At 64.6% G+C, this 18,572-nt stretch carries 17 protein-coding genes; 13 read left to right on the top strand and 4 right to left on the bottom strand.

Annotated elements, in window-relative coordinates:
• Positions 1-89: 89 nt before the first annotated feature.
• Positions 90-1,397 (top strand): chloride channel protein, encoded by a 1,308-nt coding sequence (locus AB4Y43_RS19345; RefSeq protein WP_368728552.1) that lies wholly within the window; start codon positions 90-92, stop codon positions 1,395-1,397.
• 33 nt (positions 1,398-1,430) lie between these two features.
• On the opposite strand, the gene AB4Y43_RS19340 is transcribed toward AB4Y43_RS19345, so the two are convergent.
• Together AB4Y43_RS19340 and AB4Y43_RS19335 are read right to left on the bottom strand one after the other, a co-directional pair.
• Positions 1,431-2,072, bottom strand: coding sequence for a DUF1109 domain-containing protein (locus tag AB4Y43_RS19340; RefSeq protein WP_069266603.1), 642 nt, complete (start codon positions 2,070-2,072; stop codon positions 1,431-1,433).
• On the bottom strand, positions 2,069-2,614 hold the full coding sequence (locus tag AB4Y43_RS19335) for a sigma-70 family RNA polymerase sigma factor (protein WP_069266604.1): 546 nt from the start codon (positions 2,612-2,614) through the stop codon (positions 2,069-2,071). The genes AB4Y43_RS19340 and AB4Y43_RS19335 overlap by 4 nt, the downstream gene beginning before the upstream one ends.
• 420 nt (positions 2,615-3,034) lie before the next feature.
• On the opposite strand from AB4Y43_RS19335, the gene AB4Y43_RS19330 reads away from it, so the two are divergent.
• From AB4Y43_RS19330 to AB4Y43_RS19305, 6 genes are all read left to right on the top strand, one after another.
• On the top strand, positions 3,035-3,673 hold the full coding sequence (locus tag AB4Y43_RS19330) for a cytochrome b/b6 domain-containing protein (RefSeq protein ID WP_342948821.1): 639 nt from the start codon (positions 3,035-3,037) through the stop codon (positions 3,671-3,673).
• A 56-nt stretch (positions 3,674-3,729) separates the two neighbouring features.
• Positions 3,730-4,506 carry a molybdopterin-dependent oxidoreductase gene (locus tag AB4Y43_RS19325; RefSeq protein WP_368728551.1) on the top strand — a complete coding sequence of 259 codons (777 nt, stop codon included), beginning with the start codon at positions 3,730-3,732 and terminating at the stop codon, positions 4,504-4,506.
• Between the two features lie 105 nt (positions 4,507-4,611).
• The gene (locus tag AB4Y43_RS19320) at positions 4,612-4,875 is read left to right on the top strand and encodes a pentapeptide MXKDX repeat protein (protein ID WP_368604406.1); all 264 of its coding nucleotides are present in this window, start codon (positions 4,612-4,614) and stop codon (positions 4,873-4,875) included.
• Between the two features lie 117 nt (positions 4,876-4,992).
• Positions 4,993-5,394, top strand: coding sequence for a hypothetical protein (locus AB4Y43_RS19315; protein WP_368728550.1), 402 nt, complete (start codon positions 4,993-4,995; stop codon positions 5,392-5,394).
• A 109-nt stretch (positions 5,395-5,503) separates the two neighbouring features.
• Positions 5,504-5,884 carry a hypothetical protein gene (locus AB4Y43_RS19310; RefSeq protein ID WP_069266608.1) on the top strand — a complete coding sequence of 127 codons (381 nt, stop codon included), beginning with the start codon at positions 5,504-5,506 and terminating at the stop codon, positions 5,882-5,884.
• A gap of 94 nt (positions 5,885-5,978) precedes the next feature.
• A complete protein-coding gene (locus tag AB4Y43_RS19305) occupies positions 5,979-7,526 on the top strand; it encodes a transporter substrate-binding domain-containing protein (RefSeq protein ID WP_368728549.1) in 1,548 nt (515 codons plus the stop codon).
• A 7-nt stretch (positions 7,527-7,533) separates the two neighbouring features.
• Here the strand turns inward: AB4Y43_RS19305 and AB4Y43_RS19300 are convergent, their stop codons facing one another.
• Entirely contained in the window at positions 7,534-8,469 is a 936-nt protein-coding gene (locus AB4Y43_RS19300) for an alpha/beta hydrolase fold domain-containing protein (RefSeq protein ID WP_368728548.1), read from the bottom strand.
• Between the two features lie 124 nt (positions 8,470-8,593).
• Between AB4Y43_RS19300 and AB4Y43_RS19295 the strand changes: the two genes are divergently transcribed.
• The 3 genes from AB4Y43_RS19295 to AB4Y43_RS19285 all read left to right on the top strand — a co-directional run bounded on the left by AB4Y43_RS19295 (position 8,594) and on the right by AB4Y43_RS19285 (position 11,613).
• Positions 8,594-9,505 (top strand): LysR substrate-binding domain-containing protein, encoded by a 912-nt coding sequence (locus AB4Y43_RS19295; RefSeq protein WP_368728547.1) that lies wholly within the window; start codon positions 8,594-8,596, stop codon positions 9,503-9,505.
• Between the two features lie 66 nt (positions 9,506-9,571).
• Positions 9,572-10,099 (top strand): DUF6496 domain-containing protein, encoded by a 528-nt coding sequence (locus AB4Y43_RS19290; RefSeq protein WP_368728546.1) that lies wholly within the window; start codon positions 9,572-9,574, stop codon positions 10,097-10,099.
• Between the two features lie 65 nt (positions 10,100-10,164).
• Positions 10,165-11,613: a 3-deoxy-D-arabino-heptulosonate 7-phosphate synthase gene (locus tag AB4Y43_RS19285; protein ID WP_368728545.1), complete on the top strand. Its 1,449-nt coding sequence runs from the start codon at positions 10,165-10,167 to the stop codon at positions 11,611-11,613.
• Positions 11,614-11,652: 39 nt separating this feature from the next.
• Here the strand turns inward: AB4Y43_RS19285 and AB4Y43_RS19280 are convergent, their stop codons facing one another.
• Entirely contained in the window at positions 11,653-12,570 is a 918-nt protein-coding gene (locus AB4Y43_RS19280) for a hypothetical protein (RefSeq protein ID WP_368728544.1), read from the bottom strand.
• A gap of 144 nt (positions 12,571-12,714) precedes the next feature.
• Here AB4Y43_RS19280 and AB4Y43_RS19275 point away from each other — a divergent pair, with 144 nt between their 5' ends.
• From AB4Y43_RS19275 to tagF, 3 genes are all read left to right on the top strand, one after another.
• On the top strand, positions 12,715-13,572 hold the full coding sequence (locus tag AB4Y43_RS19275) for a M15 family metallopeptidase (protein WP_069266615.1): 858 nt from the start codon (positions 12,715-12,717) through the stop codon (positions 13,570-13,572).
• A 132-nt stretch (positions 13,573-13,704) separates the two neighbouring features.
• Positions 13,705-17,562 (top strand): type VI secretion system membrane subunit TssM, encoded by a 3,858-nt coding sequence (tssM, locus tag AB4Y43_RS19270; protein WP_368728543.1) that lies wholly within the window; start codon positions 13,705-13,707, stop codon positions 17,560-17,562.
• On the top strand, positions 17,559-18,569 hold the full coding sequence (gene tagF, locus AB4Y43_RS19265) for a type VI secretion system-associated protein TagF (RefSeq protein ID WP_342948813.1): 1,011 nt from the start codon (positions 17,559-17,561) through the stop codon (positions 18,567-18,569). Before tssM ends, tagF begins: the two co-directional genes overlap by 4 nt.
• Positions 18,570-18,572: the final 3 nt, after the last annotated feature.

Raw genomic sequence — 18,572 nt, 5'->3', positions numbered from 1 at the left:
CGTGCTAATCTCCTGAAGATCGGTCGTGCCGCCCGGGTGGCGGCACGACCGGCAACGCTTCGGAAAGAGGAGTTTGGCCAAGCCGCCTCATGCGAGTTTCCGACCTTGTAGACAGCCGCACGATTCTGCGCAGCCGGCGGCGTTGGCTGTATTTCGGCGTGTTCTGGCTCGGCGCCATCGCGACGGGACTGGTCGCGGTCATGTACGCGCGGCTCGTCGACTTCGGTTACTCGCTCTTTGTGCAGATGACAGGCCACAACCGGTGGCTGCCACTCGTCATCACGCCGGCCATCGGTGCGTTCTGCGTATGGGCCACGCGCCGCTGGTTTCCGGGTTCGGAGGGCAGCGGCATCCCGCAAGTCATCGCAACGCTGCACGACGTGCGCAAATTCGGCCCGCGCCTGCTCACGCTGCGCATCCTGATCGGCAAGATCGCCCTGTCGTTTCTCGCCATTGTCGGCGGATTCACGATTGGCCGCGAAGGGCCGACCATCCACGTGGGCGCGGCGCTCATGTACAGCCTCCGGCGTTTCTACCCGGCGCGACTGCGCAGCATGTACGGCGTCGGCCTCGAATACAAGCTCGCGCTCGCTGGGTCCGCCGCGGGCCTTTCTGCCGCATTTAATGCACCGCTCGCGGGCGTGGTCTTCGCCATCGAGGAACTTACGCGCAGCTTCGAAGCACGAACGAGCGGCGTGATCATCACGGCGATCATCTTCTCGGGCATCGTCTCACTCGCGCTGCAAGGCAACTATGTGTATTTCGGCACGATCGCCATCGGCAGTCATATGCCCGATCTGCTCGCGGTCGCCGTCATCCTCGTCGGCGTGATCACCGGCCTCGCAGGCGGCGTGTTCTGCTGGCTGCTGCTCAACACCGAACGATGGATGCCGGCCCGTTTGTTCGCTCTCCGAAAGGAACGGCCCGTGACGTTCGGCGCCGTGTGCGGTTTATTCATCGCCGTGATTGGCGTGGCGAGCGGCGGCAATCTGTTCGGCAGCGGCTATGCGCAAGCGCGCGGCATGCTCGAGGGTCATTCACAGCTCGGCGTCGCCTATCCCGTGCTGAAAATGGCCTCGATGGTCGGCTCGTACCTGCCGGGCACGCCGGGCGGCCTCTTTGCGCCGTCGCTAGCGATCGGCGCAGGCATCGGCAACGTGCTGCACATGGTGTTCGGGCAGATGCAGCTGCCGATGCTGATCGCGCTCGGCATGGTCGGCTATCTGGCCGCCGTCACGCAGAGCCCGATCACGGCGTTTGTCATCGTCATCGAAATGATCGACGGGCACGCGCTCGTGATCTCGTTGATGGCAACGGCGCTCGTGTCGAGCCAGGTCTCGAAGCTGTTCGCGCCGCCGCTGTACGAAGCCCTGGCGCAACGCTTCCTGAAGCAGTGACGCGCGCTCACGCGCGTCGATCCTCACGCGCCGTTACCAGCGCAGCAACCGCGGCCCCAGCCACGCGCCAATGCCGGCGGGCAGCAACATGCCGATCACGTACCAGACGCTCCAGAACGCCGGGCTCATCTCCGGGCAATGGAGGCAATACGCAATGGTCGCGAGCGCGCTCGCAAAGAGCCCCGCTGCCGCGCCCGCTGCGCGCAGGCGGGTGGGCGCGAGACCGCGCACGGCCCAGAAGACGGCCACAAACGTGGGCACCGAAAGCAGCACGATATTGAACGGGCACGTGCGCCATGTGAGGCCCATCACGAGCGGTATGCGTTGCGCGGGCGCCGCGTCGCCCAGTGCGAGCCACGCGCCCGCCAGCACGGCGACGAACGGCAGCGCGACCAGCGCCCACGCATAGCCGCCGCGCCGGCCCGGCCGCCCGAGGCGGCTGACCGCGAGCGCGGCGGCGGCCGCGACACACAACGGGAACGCGAGCTTCGCCCAGAAGATCGGCGTGTGCATGACACTCATGAGATCGTGCCGCACGCCGAACACCACGCTCATCAGCACGACCGAGCCCGCAAAACCGAGCGCCAGCGCCCGCGCGAAGCGGCGCAGCACAGCTTTGCGGTCCACGCGCGCATCGCCGGCGGCGAGCAGGTTGATCAGATCGTCGGTTTTCATCGCGCTCCCCTGATGCGCGTGGCAAGCGCCTTCAAACCGCGATGAATGCCCACCTTGACCGCCGATTCGGAGAGCCCCGTGAGCTTCGCCGTCTCCACGACCGAAAGCCCTTCGAGCTTCACGTGGACGATAGGCAGGCGCTGCTTGTCGGGCAATTGCTCGAGCAGCTTGCCGATATCTCGGCGCGCCTGCGCGGGTTCGTCGTCGGGCGCGGCGAAGAGATCGGTGTGATCTTCGAGCGGATCGTTGAGCACGTCGCGGCGTGCGCGCGAGCGGAAAAAGTCCATCAGCTTGTAGCGGGCGATCGCGTGCACCCAGGCCGTGAGCGGTTCGTCGGGGCGCCATGTGTGACGCGCGTTGTGGACCGCCAGCAGGATCTCCTGTACGAGGTCCTCGACGTCGTCGCGCAACTGCGGGATGCGCCGGCGCAGGTAGCCGCGCAAATGGCGCGTGAGTTCCTCTAGGAAGTCGCGATACGCTTGCGCGTCGCCTTCCAGGCCGCTGACGAAAAGCGCTTTGAGACGGGTTTCCGCGGTGTGCAAAGGTCGTCCTGGATGATCGCGACGGTAGGTTAGCGGGCTTGCGGGCATGGCGCTCGCCTGGTCTTGCGAAGGAGAGCTTTCAAAATTATTACGAGCACCGCCATTTTCGCGCCCGTTCGCGTGAGCGTAGCCGAACGCTTCGCGCCCCGCAACGGCATGCGCTGCCCCGGCGCGCGCGCCGGGCGTCGCCCCTTCCGTCATCGTCGCCCATGTGCTAGTCAAACCCACCTTGTGCCTCTTTCGCTTGGCGCGAGCGCGTGCGCCCGTTGCGGGTAGTTCGTTCGCCGCGCCAGTTGGGTTACAGCCTCGGCGACTTATTTTTAGCCGCCCCCCGGTCTCGCGATTTTTTCCCGACGCGCTGTAACCGGCGCGCGCGCCACAGCGAATTCACTGTCAACTCTGCGCTAACGAGGAATCGCCATGCACACGTCGATCGGTGAATCGCCAGCACTCGAAGCCAGCGTGCGCCGCCCACGCGCCATCCAGCCGCTCTGGCTGCGCGTCACGCATTGGCTCAACGCGCTTGCGGCGCTCGTCATGATGTTCTCCGGCTGGCGCATTTACGATGCGTCTCCCGTGTTCGCGGGCTTCGTCATTCCCACCTCGATCACGCTCGGCGGCTGGCTCGGCGGCGCACTGCAATGGCATTTCGCGGCAATGTGGCTGCTGTTTTTCAACGGCCTCGTCTATCTCGCCATGAATCTCGCCACCGGCCGCTGGCGCACGAAGTTCTTCCCGCTGAGCCCGCGCGCCGTGCTGCACGATCTGCGCGCCGCGCTCATGGGCCGGCTTTCTCACGCTGACCTAAGCCAGTACAACGCCGTGCAGAAGCTCGCCTACCTGATTGCGATCGCCGATCTCGTCGTCCTCGTGCTGTCGGGCCTTGCGATCTGGAAGTCGGTGCAGTTTCCGCTGCTGCGCGAGTCGATGGGCGGATACGACCGCGCGCGCGTCGTGCACTTTTGCGCGATGTCCGTGCTTGCGGCGTTCGTGCTCGTTCACGTGACGATGGTCGCGCTCGTGCCGCGCTCGCTGCTCACCATGCTGCGCGGACGCTGAACGCGCCGCCCAATCCTGTTTGAATCACCGTCCTTCGATATCGATAAGGATTCCAGATGAACACGATCGACCGCAAGATCATCGCAATCGACCGCGCAGCGATTCTTGCCGATGCACGGCGCGAACTCGACATGCCGTCACGGCGCCTGTTCGGCAAGCGCATGCTCACGCTCGGCGGCCTCTCGCTGCTGACAGGCTGCACGATTACCGACGACGCCTCGGTCAACACGTTCCTCACCGCCGTTTCCCGGCTCAACGATCGCGTGCAGGCATGGCTGTTCGACCCGACCGGGCTCGCACCCACGTACAGCGAAGCCCAGATCACGCGCCCCTTCCCCTTCAACGCGTTCTATAACGAAAGCGAAGCGCCTGTGGTCGATGGCGACGACTATCGGCTCAGGCTCAGCGGGCTCGTCAAGGGCCAGCGCGTCTGGACGCTGCCCGAGTTGTACGCGCTGCCGCACGCCGAGCAGATCACACGGCACATCTGTGTCGAAGGCTGGAGCGCGATAGGCCGCTGGGGCGGCACGCCATTCGCGCATTTCCTGCGCCGGGTCGATGCGGATCTCACCGCGCAATACGTGGGCTTTCGCTGCGCCGACAACTACTACGAAAGCATCGACATGGCCACGGCGCTGCATCCGCAAACCTTGCTCGCTTTCGACTACGACGGCGAGCGCCTGCCGGCGAAATATGGCTATCCGATGAAGCTGCGCATGCCGACGAAGCTCGGCTACAAGAACCCCAAGCACATCGTCGAGATTTTCGTCACGAATACGTATCCAGGCGGCTACTGGGTCGACCAGGGCTACAACTGGTTCGGCGGTTCGTGACGTCTTCCGGCCGCCGCCTGATACGCCACTTCATGCGACGGTTCTGTTTCACTTCCGCCCGCAAAAGGGGCAACGTTTTTTTCCACCCAGCAAGGAGCAATGCAAATGAACACGATCCGATTCGCAGCCATCGCCATCTCGGCCGCCCTGTTGAGCATGAGCGCGGGAGCATTCGCGCAGGCAAGCGGCGCGATGTCGAACGACGCCATGTCGAAGGACTCGATGCAGAAGGACGCCATGGGCAAAGGCACCATGGCGCACGATACAATGAGCAAAGGCGGCGCGATGAGCCATGATCAGATGAAAAAGCCGATGAAGCCCGACGCCATGGGCATGGATCATCCGGCGTCGGGCGCCATGGCGCACTGAACCGTCGTAACGCGCTCCCGGCGTCGCTTGCCAGGAGCGCATCGCGTGCGCCCCAGCACAATGCGCAAGCGATGCACGATTTCCGCGGGGCCGCACACCCTGCACTGGGAGTACGTGATGGGAAGCGAATGGCAACGCCGCCTGAAATTGTTCATTCAGCGCTTCTGGCAGCCAACCAGCGCATGCATGACCTGCATGCCGGGGAGCTGGGGCAACATCATGAGCCTGCCCCATTGGACCATTGCATTCAAAACAGGACTGTTCACCGGCGCGCTGGCGGTGCTTCTCACCTTCACGCCAGCAACGAAGTGGTACGCGAATCGGTATGGCAACGCGCTGCTGGTGGGCTGCCTGACCATCATCGGCGATGCCTACGCACACACGAGTCACTATCGCATTCATGTTCTCGAACACATTGCGACGGGGGTCGTCGCTGGCCTGATCGCGCTCGCAGCGTCGTATCTGTTAGACGAGCGCGCGCGCCGCATACGAACGCTATGGACGCGCCTGACCGGGTGATTCACGAGGCGAAGCGGGCTTCCGCATAGGCCATAGGTCCGATTGACTGCGCATCCACGCATGGCACCCTTCGACAAAGCCGTCCTTTGGCTCATCGAAGGGGAACCCAATGCGCGCCTGCCGATACGTGGTCCTTTGCGCTTTGCCATTCACGATCGTCGGCTGCAACACGCCGCCCATCCCACCGGGCAAGCCGGTCGATATTCCGACCGCCCTCGAGCAGGTCCTCACGGGCCTGTGCAATTTCAGGAAGGAACAGGCCGAGCGCAAGCAGGATATGGGCGTCGCAATCGACACGGTCACCGTGGAACTCGACTTGACCGTCGACGGCGCAAGGAATCCCCCTGTAGCGGTCGCGCCGGATATCCAGTTCATTCCCACGGTGAGCTATGGGCAGATCATCACGGCGAACCGGGGCAGCCGGCTTACGCTCACCCTGAAAGGCGCTGGCACGCACGGCGGCTGTGACGTCATGACATCGCCAAAGTAGCGGCTGTTCGTTTTCGCTATAGGACCATGGGCCCATAGCCAGATCGTGCGGTTGTGACATGATGGGAGGGCGCGTCACACTCGGCCCTGGCACCATGCGCATTGTTCATACGTTGCTGATCATCCTGGCTTTCGGGACGAGTATTGCCAGCCGGCCGATAGGCTGCCTCGCTGCCCAGGGTACGCCTGCGCAAGCCGCGGCGTCACAGGCCGCGACGGCTGCACCAGCCAGTGCGCCATCGCCCCCTGCGTCCCCCACCCCCACCGCCACGCGCCGGCTCAACCTCGCCATCCAGCCGAAGTTCGGCGATTTCGATGCCATGCTCGACCGCAGGCTGATCCGCGTGCTGGTGCCATACAGCAGGACCCTCTATTTCAACGAGCTCGGTCATGAGCGAGGGCTGACCGCCGGGCTCATGCGCGACTTCGAGCGCTACCTGAACAAGACGTACCAGAGCAGCCTCGGCAAGCGTCCCTTGACGCTCGTGATCATCCCGACGACGCGCGACCAGCTCCTTCCCGCTCTGCTGGCCGGGAAAGGAGACATTGCCGCCGGCAATCTGACCGTCACCGAAACGCGGCTCAAGCAGGTCGACTTCGTCGCGCCGCGCGACCGCAAGCCGGTTCGCGAGCTGGTCGTCACCGGTCCGAAGTCGCCCGCGCTCACCAAACTCGACGACCTGAGCGGCAAGACCGTGCACGTCCGTGCGAGCAGCAGCTACTTCGAGAGTCTGACCGCCCTGAACGCGCGCTTCAAAAAAGAAGGCAAACCGCCGATAAAGCTGGTATTGCTGCCCGATGCGCTCGAGGACGAGGACGCCATGGAGATGCTCAATGTCGGGCTGGTCCAGATTCTCGTCGTCGACGACTGGAAGGCGAAATTCTGGGCGCAGGTGCTGCCGGGCATCGTGGTGCATGACGACATGGCCGTGCGTGACGCCGGCTATATCGGCTGGGCGATCCGCAAGCAGAGTCCGAAACTCCAGCAGGCCATCACCGACTTCTACGTTGGCTACGTGAAAAAGCAGAGCGTGGCGGAAGTGCGTCTGCAGCAGGAACTGCAGCGCGTCAAGCAGATCACCAGCAATACGGAGGACGCCGAACTGAAGCGCTTCACGCAAACGGTCGGTCTCTTCGAGAAGTACGGCGCGCAATATCGCTTCGATCCATTGATGCTTGCCGCGCAAGGGTTCCAGGAATCGCAGCTCGATCAGAGCGCCCGCAGCCACGTTGGCGCGATCGGCATCATGCAGCTCATGCCGGCGACCGGCAAGGAGCTGGCCGTCGGTGACATCCGCGTGACAGAATCGAACATCCACGCCGGCGCGAAATACCTGGACCTCCTGATGTCCCGCTACTTCCCGGATGCGCACTTTTCCGACTCGGACCGCGCCCTGTTCGCGTTTGCGAGCTACAACGCGGGTCCGGCCAGGATCGCGAAGATGCGCAAGGAGGCGGCCGCCCGAGGGCTCTCGCCCGACAAGTGGTTCAACAACGTCGAGATCGTGGTCGGCGAGAAGATCGGGATCGAGACGACCACTTACGTGCGCAATATCTACAAGTACTACGCCGCCTACCGGCTCGTACAACAAGCGCAGGCGGCACGCGAACGCGCCATCGGGCAGGCGCGCAAGCAGGGCTGAGGCAGACTTACGCGTCAGGCGTCCAGCACCGCGAGATGAATCTCGCGACTTCATCCAGCGCATACCGCGCACTCGACAGCTCGTGCGTGGATCGCTGGAACACGTGGTGCAGTCCTTCGTAGATTTCCAGTTGCACCGCTGCGCCCTGCTCCGCTGCAGCCGCCGCGTAACGTCGCGCGTCGTCGAATAGCAACTCGTCCGTGCCCACCTGGAGCGCGATGGGCGGCAGGCGCCCGGGAATGGCATGCAGCGGCGACGCGCGTCCATCCGTGGGATCGCCAGCCCCAAGATACGCTGCGGCGGCATTGGCGAGCACCGGCCGCGTCAGAACGGCATCCCGGGTCGCATCGCTCTTGAACGACGGCCCTGTCAACGCCAGATCGACCCACGGCGAGAAAGCGGCCACGCTCGCAATGTTCAACGTGCGCGGTTCCTCCACACCCAGAGCCGCCAGTGCAAGGGCGCCGCCCGCGGAGTCGCCGACCAGCGAGACTTCGCGTATGCCGCCGTTCGCCAGCCATCGCAGGGCGGCGAGCACGGCATCGTGCGCCGCGGGAAACGGATGCTCGGGCGCAAGCGGATAGTCGAGCACGAAGGTATCGACACCGGCGCGCACCGCGATCTGGCTCGCGAAACCGCGATAGCCCGATGCAGAGCCGAGCACAAAGGCCCCGCCGTGCAGGAACAGGATCGCGCGATGGGCAGGCGCGGCGCGCGGCCGAATCCACCACCCTGTTGCGTCCGCGTTCGCGATGCTCTCCATGCCGACGCCGTCCGCGACCGGCGTCTGCGCGGTCATGGCGTCGTACGCCTCGCGCATCGTTCCTTCGAATTCGTCGAAAAGCCGCTGCGTGCGCTCGATCGAGGCCCTCGCCGCCTCGCGGTCGTCTTCGCTCAGGCTGTGCCGCACTTCGGTCAGGTTTGTGCGTTGTCCGATGCTCATCATGGCTCCTTCGTTGCGTGAATGCGTTGTCGATGGGCATGACGATATCGATTCCACTTATGGCATGGAAGACGGTCAGATGGAATAGAATCCATTCCAGTCAGGAAGTTTTGGGGAAGGGAAAATGGACCGGCTCGACGCGCTCAAACTTTTCATTCGCATCGTCGAAAGCGGGAGTTTCGCCGCGGCGGCCCGCGACATCGGCGTGGGTCAACCTGCGGTCAGCAAGCAGATCGCGTCGCTCGAGCGTCATCTCGGCGCTCAACTGGTGCGGCGCACGTCGCGCAGCATGACGCTCACCGAGACCGGTCAAACGGTCTATGAAGCGGGCTTGCGCATCATTGGCGACTTCGCCGATCTCGAGTCCTCCGTCGGGCACGGCCAGCTCTCTCCGAGCGGGCTGATCCGCGTCACCGTGCCACCGGTCTTTGGCCGGCTGTATGTCGTGCCGCACCTGCCGGTGTTTTTCTCCCGCTATCCGCAGGTGTACGTGGACCTTTCCGCAACGGAGCGAGTCGTCAATCTCGTCGAGGAAGGTTTCGATCTTTCGGTCAAAAGCGGACCGCTTGCCGATTCCTCAATGATTTCGAGGCATCTGGCCTCGAGTCCGGTCGTTGTCGTCGCGACAGCGCAATACCTCGAAAAGCATGGGCGCCCGGAACGGCCACAAGAGATCGAACGGCATGCCTGTGTGGTTTTCGCGCCCCTGCACGAGCCGCGGGCATGGCGTTTCGGCAACGTCGAAGGGCCGGGCCTGCAGGTTCCGTCCGGCAATTTCCGCACCGGCGACGCGGAGCAGATTCGCGCTGCCGTTCTGGCCCATATGGGCCTGGTTCAGGCGCCGGCCTGGCTCTTCGCAGCGGAGATGGCGAGCGGCGAGGTCGTCAGCGTGCTGGAGGATTTCGCGCCGCCGCCGTTGCCCGTCCACGGCGTGCATCCATCGGGCAGGCGGCTGCCGAACAAGACTCGCGTGTTTCTCGACTTCGTCGCCGAAATCCTCGCGGCTGCTCCGCGGCCGGCTTTCGTTGCGGTCTGATGGCTTTGCGCCTGTGCGGAACGGTGCTTGCTGCGATAAGTGGGTCACTCATCCAGGAGAGCCAAAATGCCCGAGAAGAAAACGATCGAGCGTGCGCGCGCGGACAAGCGCGCAGGCAAATCTGCCAGTACCCAGGCCGGCGAGTTCGTGAAGGAGGAATTCGATCGCGTGCGCGAAGGCAAGCATGGCGTGCGTTCCGCGAAGCAGGCTGTCGCGATCGGCCTCTCGAAGGCGCGGCGCGCCGGTGTGGACCTGAAACCGCCGGCGCCAGGCAAAACCAGCGAAGCGACGCGCAAGAAGGCCGCAAAGGATAGCGCGGCGGGCCGCGGCGAGAAAACGGGCCGCGCGAGCACGGAATCGAAGGCCAAACGCTCGCGCACGACGACGCAAGTGCTCAAGGGCGAGAGCCGGGCGGGCGCATCGCCACAAGCCGCGTCGAAACAGGCGAAGACCGCGGCGGCGCGCCGCCCCGCGGCCAGCCGGTCGGCGGCCGCGAAAAAGGCTGCGCAGACGAAGGGCGCAGCGGGTCGTTCCGCCGCGGCAAAAAAGGCGGCGAAGACACGCGCCGCGCGTGCGCAGCACACCCGCCACTAGCGGTAGCGCGGGGTTATGAGACTATCTTCCTCATCGCCCCGCACGCGCGTGCTGCACAATCGCCGATGTCCTCACCCGCTCTGCTGCTCGAACAGATCCTTCGCGACGCCCCACGCCGCTATCGCTTGCCGCAAGAGCCCGCGGCTTCGGCGCTGCCGCTTCGACACGCCAATCCGGCGACGGCTCTCGCACGCGTCATCGAACAGGCGCGTGAAGCCATCGCACATGGCGGAGCACCCGACGCGACGCTGAAGCCGCGTTTCATCGACGCGCTCGCGGCCATGATCACGGAGGCGATGCACGCCGATTCCGGAGACCGGGCATTTCAGGCGATGGTGCTGCGGCACCGCGCGCCCCACGTACGCGAATTTGCCTCGCTTTCGGCCCAGGCCGATCAGGACCGCCGGCAGATCCATGCTGCGGTCAATGCGATCGCGCATCCAGCCAAACAGCAGCGCGCCCTCGAGGCCTGGCAGCGCGAAGCGCTTGCGCGGCTGCATGCGTCCGCGGCATTGGCGCACCACGAGGCCCATTACGCGGGACTCCATGAAACCGCGCGAGACCTTCTCGCTTCGCCGGAGCTTGCGAAGGGCTCGGCTTTCGAACCCGCGCTGGCCGATCTGCAGAACAGTCCGGCACTGGCGCGCTTGTGCCGGCTCGAAGCCCTGGCGCCCGACCCACTCGTGCAGCAATACGTATCATTGCTGGATGCGTATGGTCCGCGGCCGGGTACGCCGGCGGCCGTGGCGCAAGGCCGGGCGTCGCAGCGACGCGGCGCGGCTGTCGAAGCGCTGGCCATACAAGCCCTCGAATCTCTGGCTCAAAGGCTCAACGCGGCGCAGGAGAACCCGCACGCGTACCGTGTCGTGAGTTCGATGCGCGTCCCGGCCTCGATACCGGGTTCGCACGAGCGCGCCAAAACGGAATGGGACGTGGTCCTGCTCGAGCGGCTGCATGCGAAGACCTTCGATATCGTGCCCGTCTGGAACGTGCGCCTGCTCGTCGAAGCGAAGGCATCCGTCGAATCCGCAACGACCGACCTGCCGCGGCTCATGCGCGGTTTGCGCCTGCTCACGCACGCTGAAGAAAACGTCGTGTATACGTTCGAGACCCAGCAGGGGCCAGTGCGACTGCACGGCGCCTCGCTACGCGCGCAAGGCTTCGACGAGTGCGGCTTGCTGAACGCCGTGCTCTATTGCTGCGACGCGCCCGCCAACGGCGTTTCGCGAATGCTCAACGCCGCGAGCCGTATGCAGCTTTTGTCCGCACCGGCGAGCCTCGAATACGCCAGCGCCCAGTGGGACGGGCGCCATGCGGATCCGGAAATACTGGCTGCTGTCTGGCAGCACCTCACGCAATCGTCGCGCTGGCATGCCGTGCTCGACCAGTATTCGATGCTGCGTCTCGTGCGCGAATTGATGGTGCACCCCGATGACCTGATGGCCACGATTCGCGATGCAACGGGGTGCTCGCCGGGGTGTTCACAGTACACAGCGAACGAACGGCCTTGTTGACGTGCGCGTGCGTGCGTTCGAGAGAGGCGCGCTGACGCCTCAATGCTCCGTGCTTGCGCGCGCCGCCGCGGGGCACGCCGGATCCTTGCCCCAATGCCCGTCGCACACGCGCCAACGGCAAAGCTGATCTTCGAAGAAGCCCTGTTCTCCGCACGCCTTGACTTGCTGCGCGAGCGTGAGCTTGCCAGCCGCCGGCTTCGACGCGTGCGCGGACGCGTCCTTGCCATCGCCCGGCTTGGTGCGGGCAACGAGCACGGCTAGCAGATCGACATCGGAATCGTCCTTCTGGCCGCCTGGCCGCGCATCGTGTCGCTTCTTCGCCAGCGTTTCAGCCTTGGTGCTTCCTGCATGCGCGGCGCTTTTCGCTTCGTGGTGGGCTTCGGCGCCCTTGGCCGGATGCTTGTGATTCGCGTCTACGGACGCGCTCGCCTGCGGCGCCGCACCGCCCGCCGGTGCGCTCGCTCCGGCATCGCGCGCGCCATTGGCCAACGCACGCGAAAGCCGGCCATCGTCGGGTACCGTTGCGGACGCAACGGCGTCAGGTGCGGGCTTCGCGTTGTCGGCAGTTTCGTCGTCGCTCACGATCGTGGCGGCGTGCGAAGCCGACGCCGTATCATGCGCGCTCGCCGCGTTCGCGACGGTTGGCGCTGCCCCTGCAGGGGCAGCTATCGGTGCAACGGCGGTGGCAGCCGCCTGCGTCCCGGCGTTCGCTGGTGCGCTGCGCTCGGCCACGTGCCAGGCGCCGAAACCGGCGGCGCCGATCAGAACCAGCGCCCCGACCAGCATCGGCGTGCGCGAACGCCGACCTGTACCAGGCGGCGCGGCCGGCGGCACGACGCGGCCCTCGAGATTCGCGAGGATGCGCGAGCCGCCCGGTTGTGCGCCCGGGACGCTGGCTGGCGTGTCGGCGAGGAGGCTGGGGGCAGCCTTGGGGGTAGAGTTGTCCGGCGCACTCATTCACTGTCTCGTTGGAATCGTGCTCATTGTGCTCATTGAATTGAGCCTGTTTCACCGCAATAATACGAGGCGGCCCAACTTCGGGCAGCGCTGATTCTAAAATCAAGCATTACAAAAAACAATTGCCACTCCGCGGGTTCGCTTTTGGTCGCCATTGCTCTCGTCGCCTATTTTGCCATTGCCGTACCACTGGCCGCACTCTTGCTGCTGCCCGCCGTACGCGCATCGCTTTTCAGCACGTTATTCGAATTGCATAATTTAATTATGCGTCGCGCTTCAGCAAGCGCCACTCACGCCCGGAGTCAGTTCTTTAAGTCGGCAAAAATTTCTCATTCGAGAATGGCCGATATGAAAAATATACTCATCCGGCGGCGCTTGCTGATTTTCATTACCGCAGGTATTCTTGCGACGCCGCCGCTCATTGCCATTACATTGCGCGGTCATCAGTTATTTCAATACGATGACACGCCCCGGGTGCCGGACGAAAAAATCGCTGCCTTGCTGAACGGCGAGCAGCTGGTTCCACCGCCGCCGCTGCCTCCCGAGGTATTCGCCACGAAGGAGGTCGAGCAGGTGCGGCCCGCGCTGCACGACGCAAGCCGCGACTGGAATCTGCTGGATGCGGATTTCCGCACGCGGCTATTGCTCGTCTACAAGATCATGCGCGAGCAATACGGTTATGAAATGGCACTACTGGAAGGTTACCGCAGCCCCGAGCGGCAAAACAGGCTTGCGCAAATGGGCGGTAATGTGACAAACGCGGCAGCTTTCCAAAGCTATCACCAATATGGGCTCGCGGCCGATAACGCATTTCTGCGTGACGGCAAGCTCGTCATTTCAGAGAAAGATCCCTGGGCGATGCGGGGTTATCAGTTATACGGCCAGGTGGCCGAGCAGGTTGGCCTGACCTGGGGCGGACGCTGGAAATTGATGGACCTGGGCCACGTCGAATATCACAAACCCGGCTTCGTTCTGGGTCGCGCGCCGGCAATTGTTAAATGAGGCGCAGCGGGAAATAAATGGGGAGTTTTATGGGGCGTTCATTCATTCTGCCGGGCGGCAAAACCTCTTGCTGCGTGACGACACCGCACACCACGACAAACAGCACCCAAGGCACCAGGACCTGAACGGCTTATGCAACGCTTCTTCAACGTGTTGACAAACACGCGCACGCTCTCTGTCGTCGGCGTGATCGCGCTCGCGGCCGCATTGTTCATCGCGGCCGATGCACTGCAAATCAGCCCGGTCTGGCCCGCTGCCGTGCTCGGCGCGCTGTTCGCGATCTGGCTCGTGTTCTGGCTCTGGCGCCGCGCGCGCGTGCGGCGCGCGAACCGCAAGCTCGGCGACATGCTGGAGCAGCAGGCGCAGACCGATAACGGAGAGCCCGCACCCGCCCCTGCCAGGCAGGCGGAGCTGGATGTGCTGCGCACGCGGCTCGTCGACGCCGTAAAAACCATCAAGTCCTCGAAGATCGGCCAGCTTTCGGGCGGCTCGGCGCTGTATGAGTTGCCGTGGTACATCGTCATCGGCAATCCTGCAGCCGGCAAGAGCAGCGCCGTGCTGAACTCGGGCTTGCAATTCCCCTTCGCCGACAAGCACGACGCCGTGGTGCACGGCATTGGCGGCACGCGCAACTGCGACTGGTTCTTCACGACCGAAGGCATCCTGCTCGACACAGCGGGCCGCTATTCGGTCCACGAGGAAGACCGCACCGAATGGCTCGGCTTTCTCGGCCTCCTCAAGCGCCATCGTCCGAAAGCGCCGATCAACGGCATCATCGTCACCGCGAGCATCGCGGAACTCACGGGCAACCGCCCCGAGTTCGCCATCAACCTCGCGAAGAATCTGCGCCAGCGCGTGCAGGAACTGACCGAAAAGCTCGAAGTGTTTGCGCCCGTGTACGTGATGTTCACGAAGGCCGACCTGATTACCGGCTTCACCGAATTCTTCAGCAGCAACGACCGCCAGGAGTACGACCGCGTGTGGGGCGCTACCCTGCCCTACGAGCCGGATGAGAAGCGCGATATCGTCGCGCTGTTCGACGAGCGCTTCGAAGAGCTTTACGAAGGCCTCAAGGAAATCAGCATCGCGCAGATGTCGCTCAGCCGCGGCAAGCAGCTCTCGCCTGGGCAACTGAGCTTCCCGCTCGAATTCTCGGCGATCAAGCCGGCGTTGCGCGCGTTCCTCGCTACGCTGTTCGAGAACAACCCTTTCCAGTACAAGCCGATCTTCCGCGGCTTCTATTTCACGAGCGCGCTGCAGGAAGGCGAAACCAGCAGCGCCGCCGCGCAGCGCATTGCCAACCGTTTCGTGCTCTCCGCCGAGGGGCTGCCCAAGCCGCATAGCGCGTTTTCCAAAAACGGCTTCTTCCTGCGGGATCTCTTCTCGAAAGTGATCTTCGCGGACCGGCAAACCGTGAAGCAGTTCGCGAGCCCTGCCAAGACGCGCCTGCGCTACGCCACGTTCTTCGGCTTCGTCGCGGTGCTCGCGCTCGCGCTGGGCGGCTGGACGTGGTCGACCATCGGCAACCAGCAGCTCGTGGCGAACGTGCAGGCCGATCTCGACAATGTCGAGCGCATGCAGCAGAACCGCAACGACCTGCAGTCGCGCCTGCAGGCCATGGACATTCTCGAAGACCGCATCGAGCAACTCGAGCAGTTCCGTCGCGACCGCCCGCTCGCCGTTTCGCTCGGACTCTACCAGGGCGACCGGCTCGAACAGCATCTGCTCGAAGAGTATTACAGCGGCGTACGGCAGATCATGCTGACGCCCGTCTCGCAGAATCTCGCCTCGTTTCTCAAGGACGTGGACGCGCATCCCGAACTGCTCGCGCCGATGTCGCATACGCCCGATTCGGGTGCGATTCCCGTCTCGGCGCACACGGCAATGGCGGGCGGCAGCCAGGGCGGCCTCTATAGCGCCGCCTCGCCCACGAGCGTCGAAGACGCCTACAACGCGCTCAAAACCTACCTGATGCTCTCCGACAAGCGTCACGTCGAGGCCGCGCACCTGACCGACCAGATCGCGCGCTTCTGGCGTGGCTGGCTCGAAACGAATCGCGGCAACATGCCTCGCGACGAGATGATCAAGAGTGCCGAGCGCATGATCACGTTCTACCTCGCGCGCGTCTCCGACGACGACTGGCCGATGATCGACGCGAACCTCGCGCTCGTCGACCAGACGCGAGAAAACCTGCGCCACGTGGTGCGCGGCATGCCGGCGCGTCAGCGCGTGTACGAGGAGATCAAGGCGCGCGCCTCCACGCGTTTCGCGCCCATGACGGTGGCGCGCATCGTCGGCGACACGAATACCTCGCTGATTGCGGGCAGTTACGCGATTTCCGGCACCTTCACGCGCGAGGCGTGGTTCCAGTACGTGCAGCCCGCGATCCGCGACGCCGCAACGAAGGAACTGCAAGCGAAAGACTGGGTGCTCAACACCTCGGCGCAAGACGATCTCACGCTCGAAGGCAGCCCCGAGCAGATCCAGAAGGCGCTGGTGTCGATGTACAAGACCGAGTATGCGCAGAACTGGCAGAAGTTCATGCAGGGCATTGCCGTGCAGGACTTCGGCACGTTCGGCCAGGCCGTCGATGCGATGAATCGCCTGGGCGACCCGCAGGATTCGCCGATCCGCAAGATCCTCGAAACCGCGTACGACCAGACCTCGTGGGATAACCCATCGCTCGCGAGCGTGAGCATCAAGCGCGCGGAAAGCGGCGTGACGGGATGGGTCAGGCAATGGTTCTCGCGCATGTCGGGCAACACTGCCACGGCCAATCTCGACCTCAACGGCAATCCGGTCGAGCCTTCGATGGGTCCGATCGGCCAGGCATTCGCGGGGCTGGGCCGCATGGTCGTGACGCACGATAACGCGTCGCTGCTCGGCGGCTACATGGACTCGCTCTCGAAGGTGCGCACGCGTCTTAACGTCATCAAGAATCAGGGCGACCCGGGACCGGGCGCGCGCCAGCTCATGCAGCAAACGCTGGACGGCAACGGCTCCGAACTTTCCGATTCGCTCAAGTTCGTCGACGAGCAGATGCTCACGGGCTTGACCGACGCGCAGAAGAAGGCGCTGCGCCCGCTGCTCGTGCGCCCGCTCATGCAGGCCTACGCCGTGGTGATCCAGCCTGCGACCGTGGAAGTGAACAAGGTTTGGAATGCGCAGGTGTACCAACCGTTCCAGGCCTCGCTCGCGAACAAGTACCCGTTTGCGGGCAGCGCGAAGATCGAGGCAGGCGCGAGCGAAATCGCCCAGATGTTCGGGCCGGACGGTGCGATTTCGAAGTTCGTCGGCACCACGCTCGGGCCACTCGCCGTGCGCCGCGGCGACACGCTCTCCGCACGCACCTGGGGCGACATGGGCCTCACGCTCACGCCCGACTTCACGACCGGCTTCGCGCGCTGGGTGGCGCCGCTTGCGGGCGGCGCGGCGGGCGCGGGACAAGGCTCGTCCGAGCCGCAGACCGTGTTCCAGATTCTGCCGCAGCCGTCGAGCGGCACGACCGAGTACACGATCGCGATCGACGGCCAGCAACTGCGCTACCGCAACACGCCGCCGCAGTGGACGAACTTCGTCTGGCCCAATCCTCAGGGCGCGCCGGGCGCGACGCTCTCGGCCACCACGTTCGACGGTCGCACGATCCAGTTCGTCAACGAGCCGGGACGTTACGGCCTGGAGAAGCTCATCAACTCGGCACAGCGCACGCGCCATCCGGACGGCACGTTCGACCTGACGTGGACGCAAGGCAGCGTGACCGTATCGGTGAGCATGCGCATCGTCAGCACCTCGCAGCCCACGGCTGCGAGCAGTAACGCGCCGCAGCAGCAAGGTTTGAGCGGCGTGCAACTGCCCTCTTCGATCGCAAGCGTCGGGACAGTGAACAGTGCGGCTGCCAACCCTGCGGCCGGCGCGAGTGCGTCGCCCGCCGCCGTGGCCGCCGTAACAACATCGGCGGCCCCCACCCAGACAGGAGGAACCGCGCAATGACGCAGTCCGTTCAGGCGCAGATCGCGTACTTCGGCAAGATTCCGTCGCGCGGCGACTTCGTCAAGAGTGCTCACAATCCGCAGCTGCTGCAGACACTGGACCGCTGGATCGCACAGGCGATGGAACTGCTCGCCGACGATCCGCGGTGGAAGATCGTCTATGCCGAAGCGCAGCCCATGCACTTCGCGTTTCTCGGCTCGCAGAGCAAACTCGCGATCGCCGGGCACATGGTGGCGAGCCAGGACCAGTCGTCGCGGCGCTTTCCGTTTCTCGCGGCCACCGCGCTCGAAGTCGAGCAGCCGCTCGCCTTTCTCGCGCGCAGCCCGCTCGCCTTCGCGCGGCTGTGGTCGCGTGCCGCGCAGCAGATGCAGCCGCTCCTTGGCACGAGCGAACCGGCGGGCGCGCTGCATGCGCTCGGCGAAACCCAGGTTCCCGTGGATGTGGGCGGCGTGGGCAACCCGCACGACGGCACCTTCAACGACTTCGTCGAACACCAGACGCTCGAAGGCCTCGAGCGGATGCTGCTCGCGAGCGGCCACCCCGTGCGCCTGCGCGGCGCGATGCTCGCGCTCGGCTCGCTGCTGCGACCAGTGATGACGAGCGGCTCCTCGCATCTGGAGCGCGGCCTCACGCTGCCGCTGCCGGTCGACCCGTTCTACCGCAGCCTCGTGGCCGCATTCTGGCTGGAGCTGATCGCGCCGTTCGTTTCGAAGGCGGACTTCGAACTCGCTATCTTCATCGGCACCATCGCGCAGCGCGAGCGGCTCATCGTCGGCTTCAACGGCGCATCGGCCCGGACCCTGCACAGCGTGGTTGATCCGCAAACCTACGCCGCCCACAACATCGATATCGACGATCCCGAATGGATCGACGGTCACGCACAAAGCGACCATGGCATCAGCAAACTCGTCAGCTACCTCGATCAGCCGCAACTGTCGCTGCGTCTTGCGATCGACACGTTCCAGGAAGCGTTCGTTGGGGAGGCTGGGCATGCTCGGCGCGGATAAACA

This window comes from Paraburkholderia sp. BR10872 (assembly GCF_040965835.1).
Taxonomy (GTDB): domain Bacteria; phylum Pseudomonadota; class Gammaproteobacteria; order Burkholderiales; family Burkholderiaceae; genus Paraburkholderia; species Paraburkholderia nodosa_A.
This window is presented reverse-complemented; position numbering and strand designations above follow the sequence as displayed.

Coding starts and splice junctions, on each gene's coding strand:
- AB4Y43_RS19345 (WP_368728552.1), top strand. CDS start 90: ATGCGAGTTTCCGACCTTGTAGACAGCCGCACGATTCTGCGCAGCCGG.
- AB4Y43_RS19340 (WP_069266603.1), bottom strand. CDS start 2,072: ATGAAAACCGACGATCTGATCAACCTGCTCGCCGCCGGCGATGCGCGC.
- AB4Y43_RS19330 (WP_342948821.1), top strand. CDS start 3,035: ATGCACACGTCGATCGGTGAATCGCCAGCACTCGAAGCCAGCGTGCGC.
- AB4Y43_RS19325 (WP_368728551.1), top strand. CDS start 3,730: ATGAACACGATCGACCGCAAGATCATCGCAATCGACCGCGCAGCGATT.
- AB4Y43_RS19320 (WP_368604406.1), top strand. CDS start 4,612: ATGAACACGATCCGATTCGCAGCCATCGCCATCTCGGCCGCCCTGTTG.
- AB4Y43_RS19315 (WP_368728550.1), top strand. CDS start 4,993: ATGGGAAGCGAATGGCAACGCCGCCTGAAATTGTTCATTCAGCGCTTC.
- AB4Y43_RS19310 (WP_069266608.1), top strand. CDS start 5,504: ATGCGCGCCTGCCGATACGTGGTCCTTTGCGCTTTGCCATTCACGATC.
- AB4Y43_RS19305 (WP_368728549.1), top strand. CDS start 5,979: ATGCGCATTGTTCATACGTTGCTGATCATCCTGGCTTTCGGGACGAGT.
- AB4Y43_RS19300 (WP_368728548.1), bottom strand. CDS start 8,469: ATGAGCATCGGACAACGCACAAACCTGACCGAAGTGCGGCACAGCCTG.
- AB4Y43_RS19295 (WP_368728547.1), top strand. CDS start 8,594: ATGGACCGGCTCGACGCGCTCAAACTTTTCATTCGCATCGTCGAAAGC.
- AB4Y43_RS19290 (WP_368728546.1), top strand. CDS start 9,572: ATGCCCGAGAAGAAAACGATCGAGCGTGCGCGCGCGGACAAGCGCGCA.
- AB4Y43_RS19285 (WP_368728545.1), top strand. CDS start 10,165: ATGTCCTCACCCGCTCTGCTGCTCGAACAGATCCTTCGCGACGCCCCA.
- AB4Y43_RS19280 (WP_368728544.1), bottom strand. CDS start 12,570: ATGAGTGCGCCGGACAACTCTACCCCCAAGGCTGCCCCCAGCCTCCTC.
- tssM (WP_368728543.1), top strand. CDS start 13,705: ATGCAACGCTTCTTCAACGTGTTGACAAACACGCGCACGCTCTCTGTC.
- tagF (WP_342948813.1), top strand. CDS start 17,559: ATGACGCAGTCCGTTCAGGCGCAGATCGCGTACTTCGGCAAGATTCCG.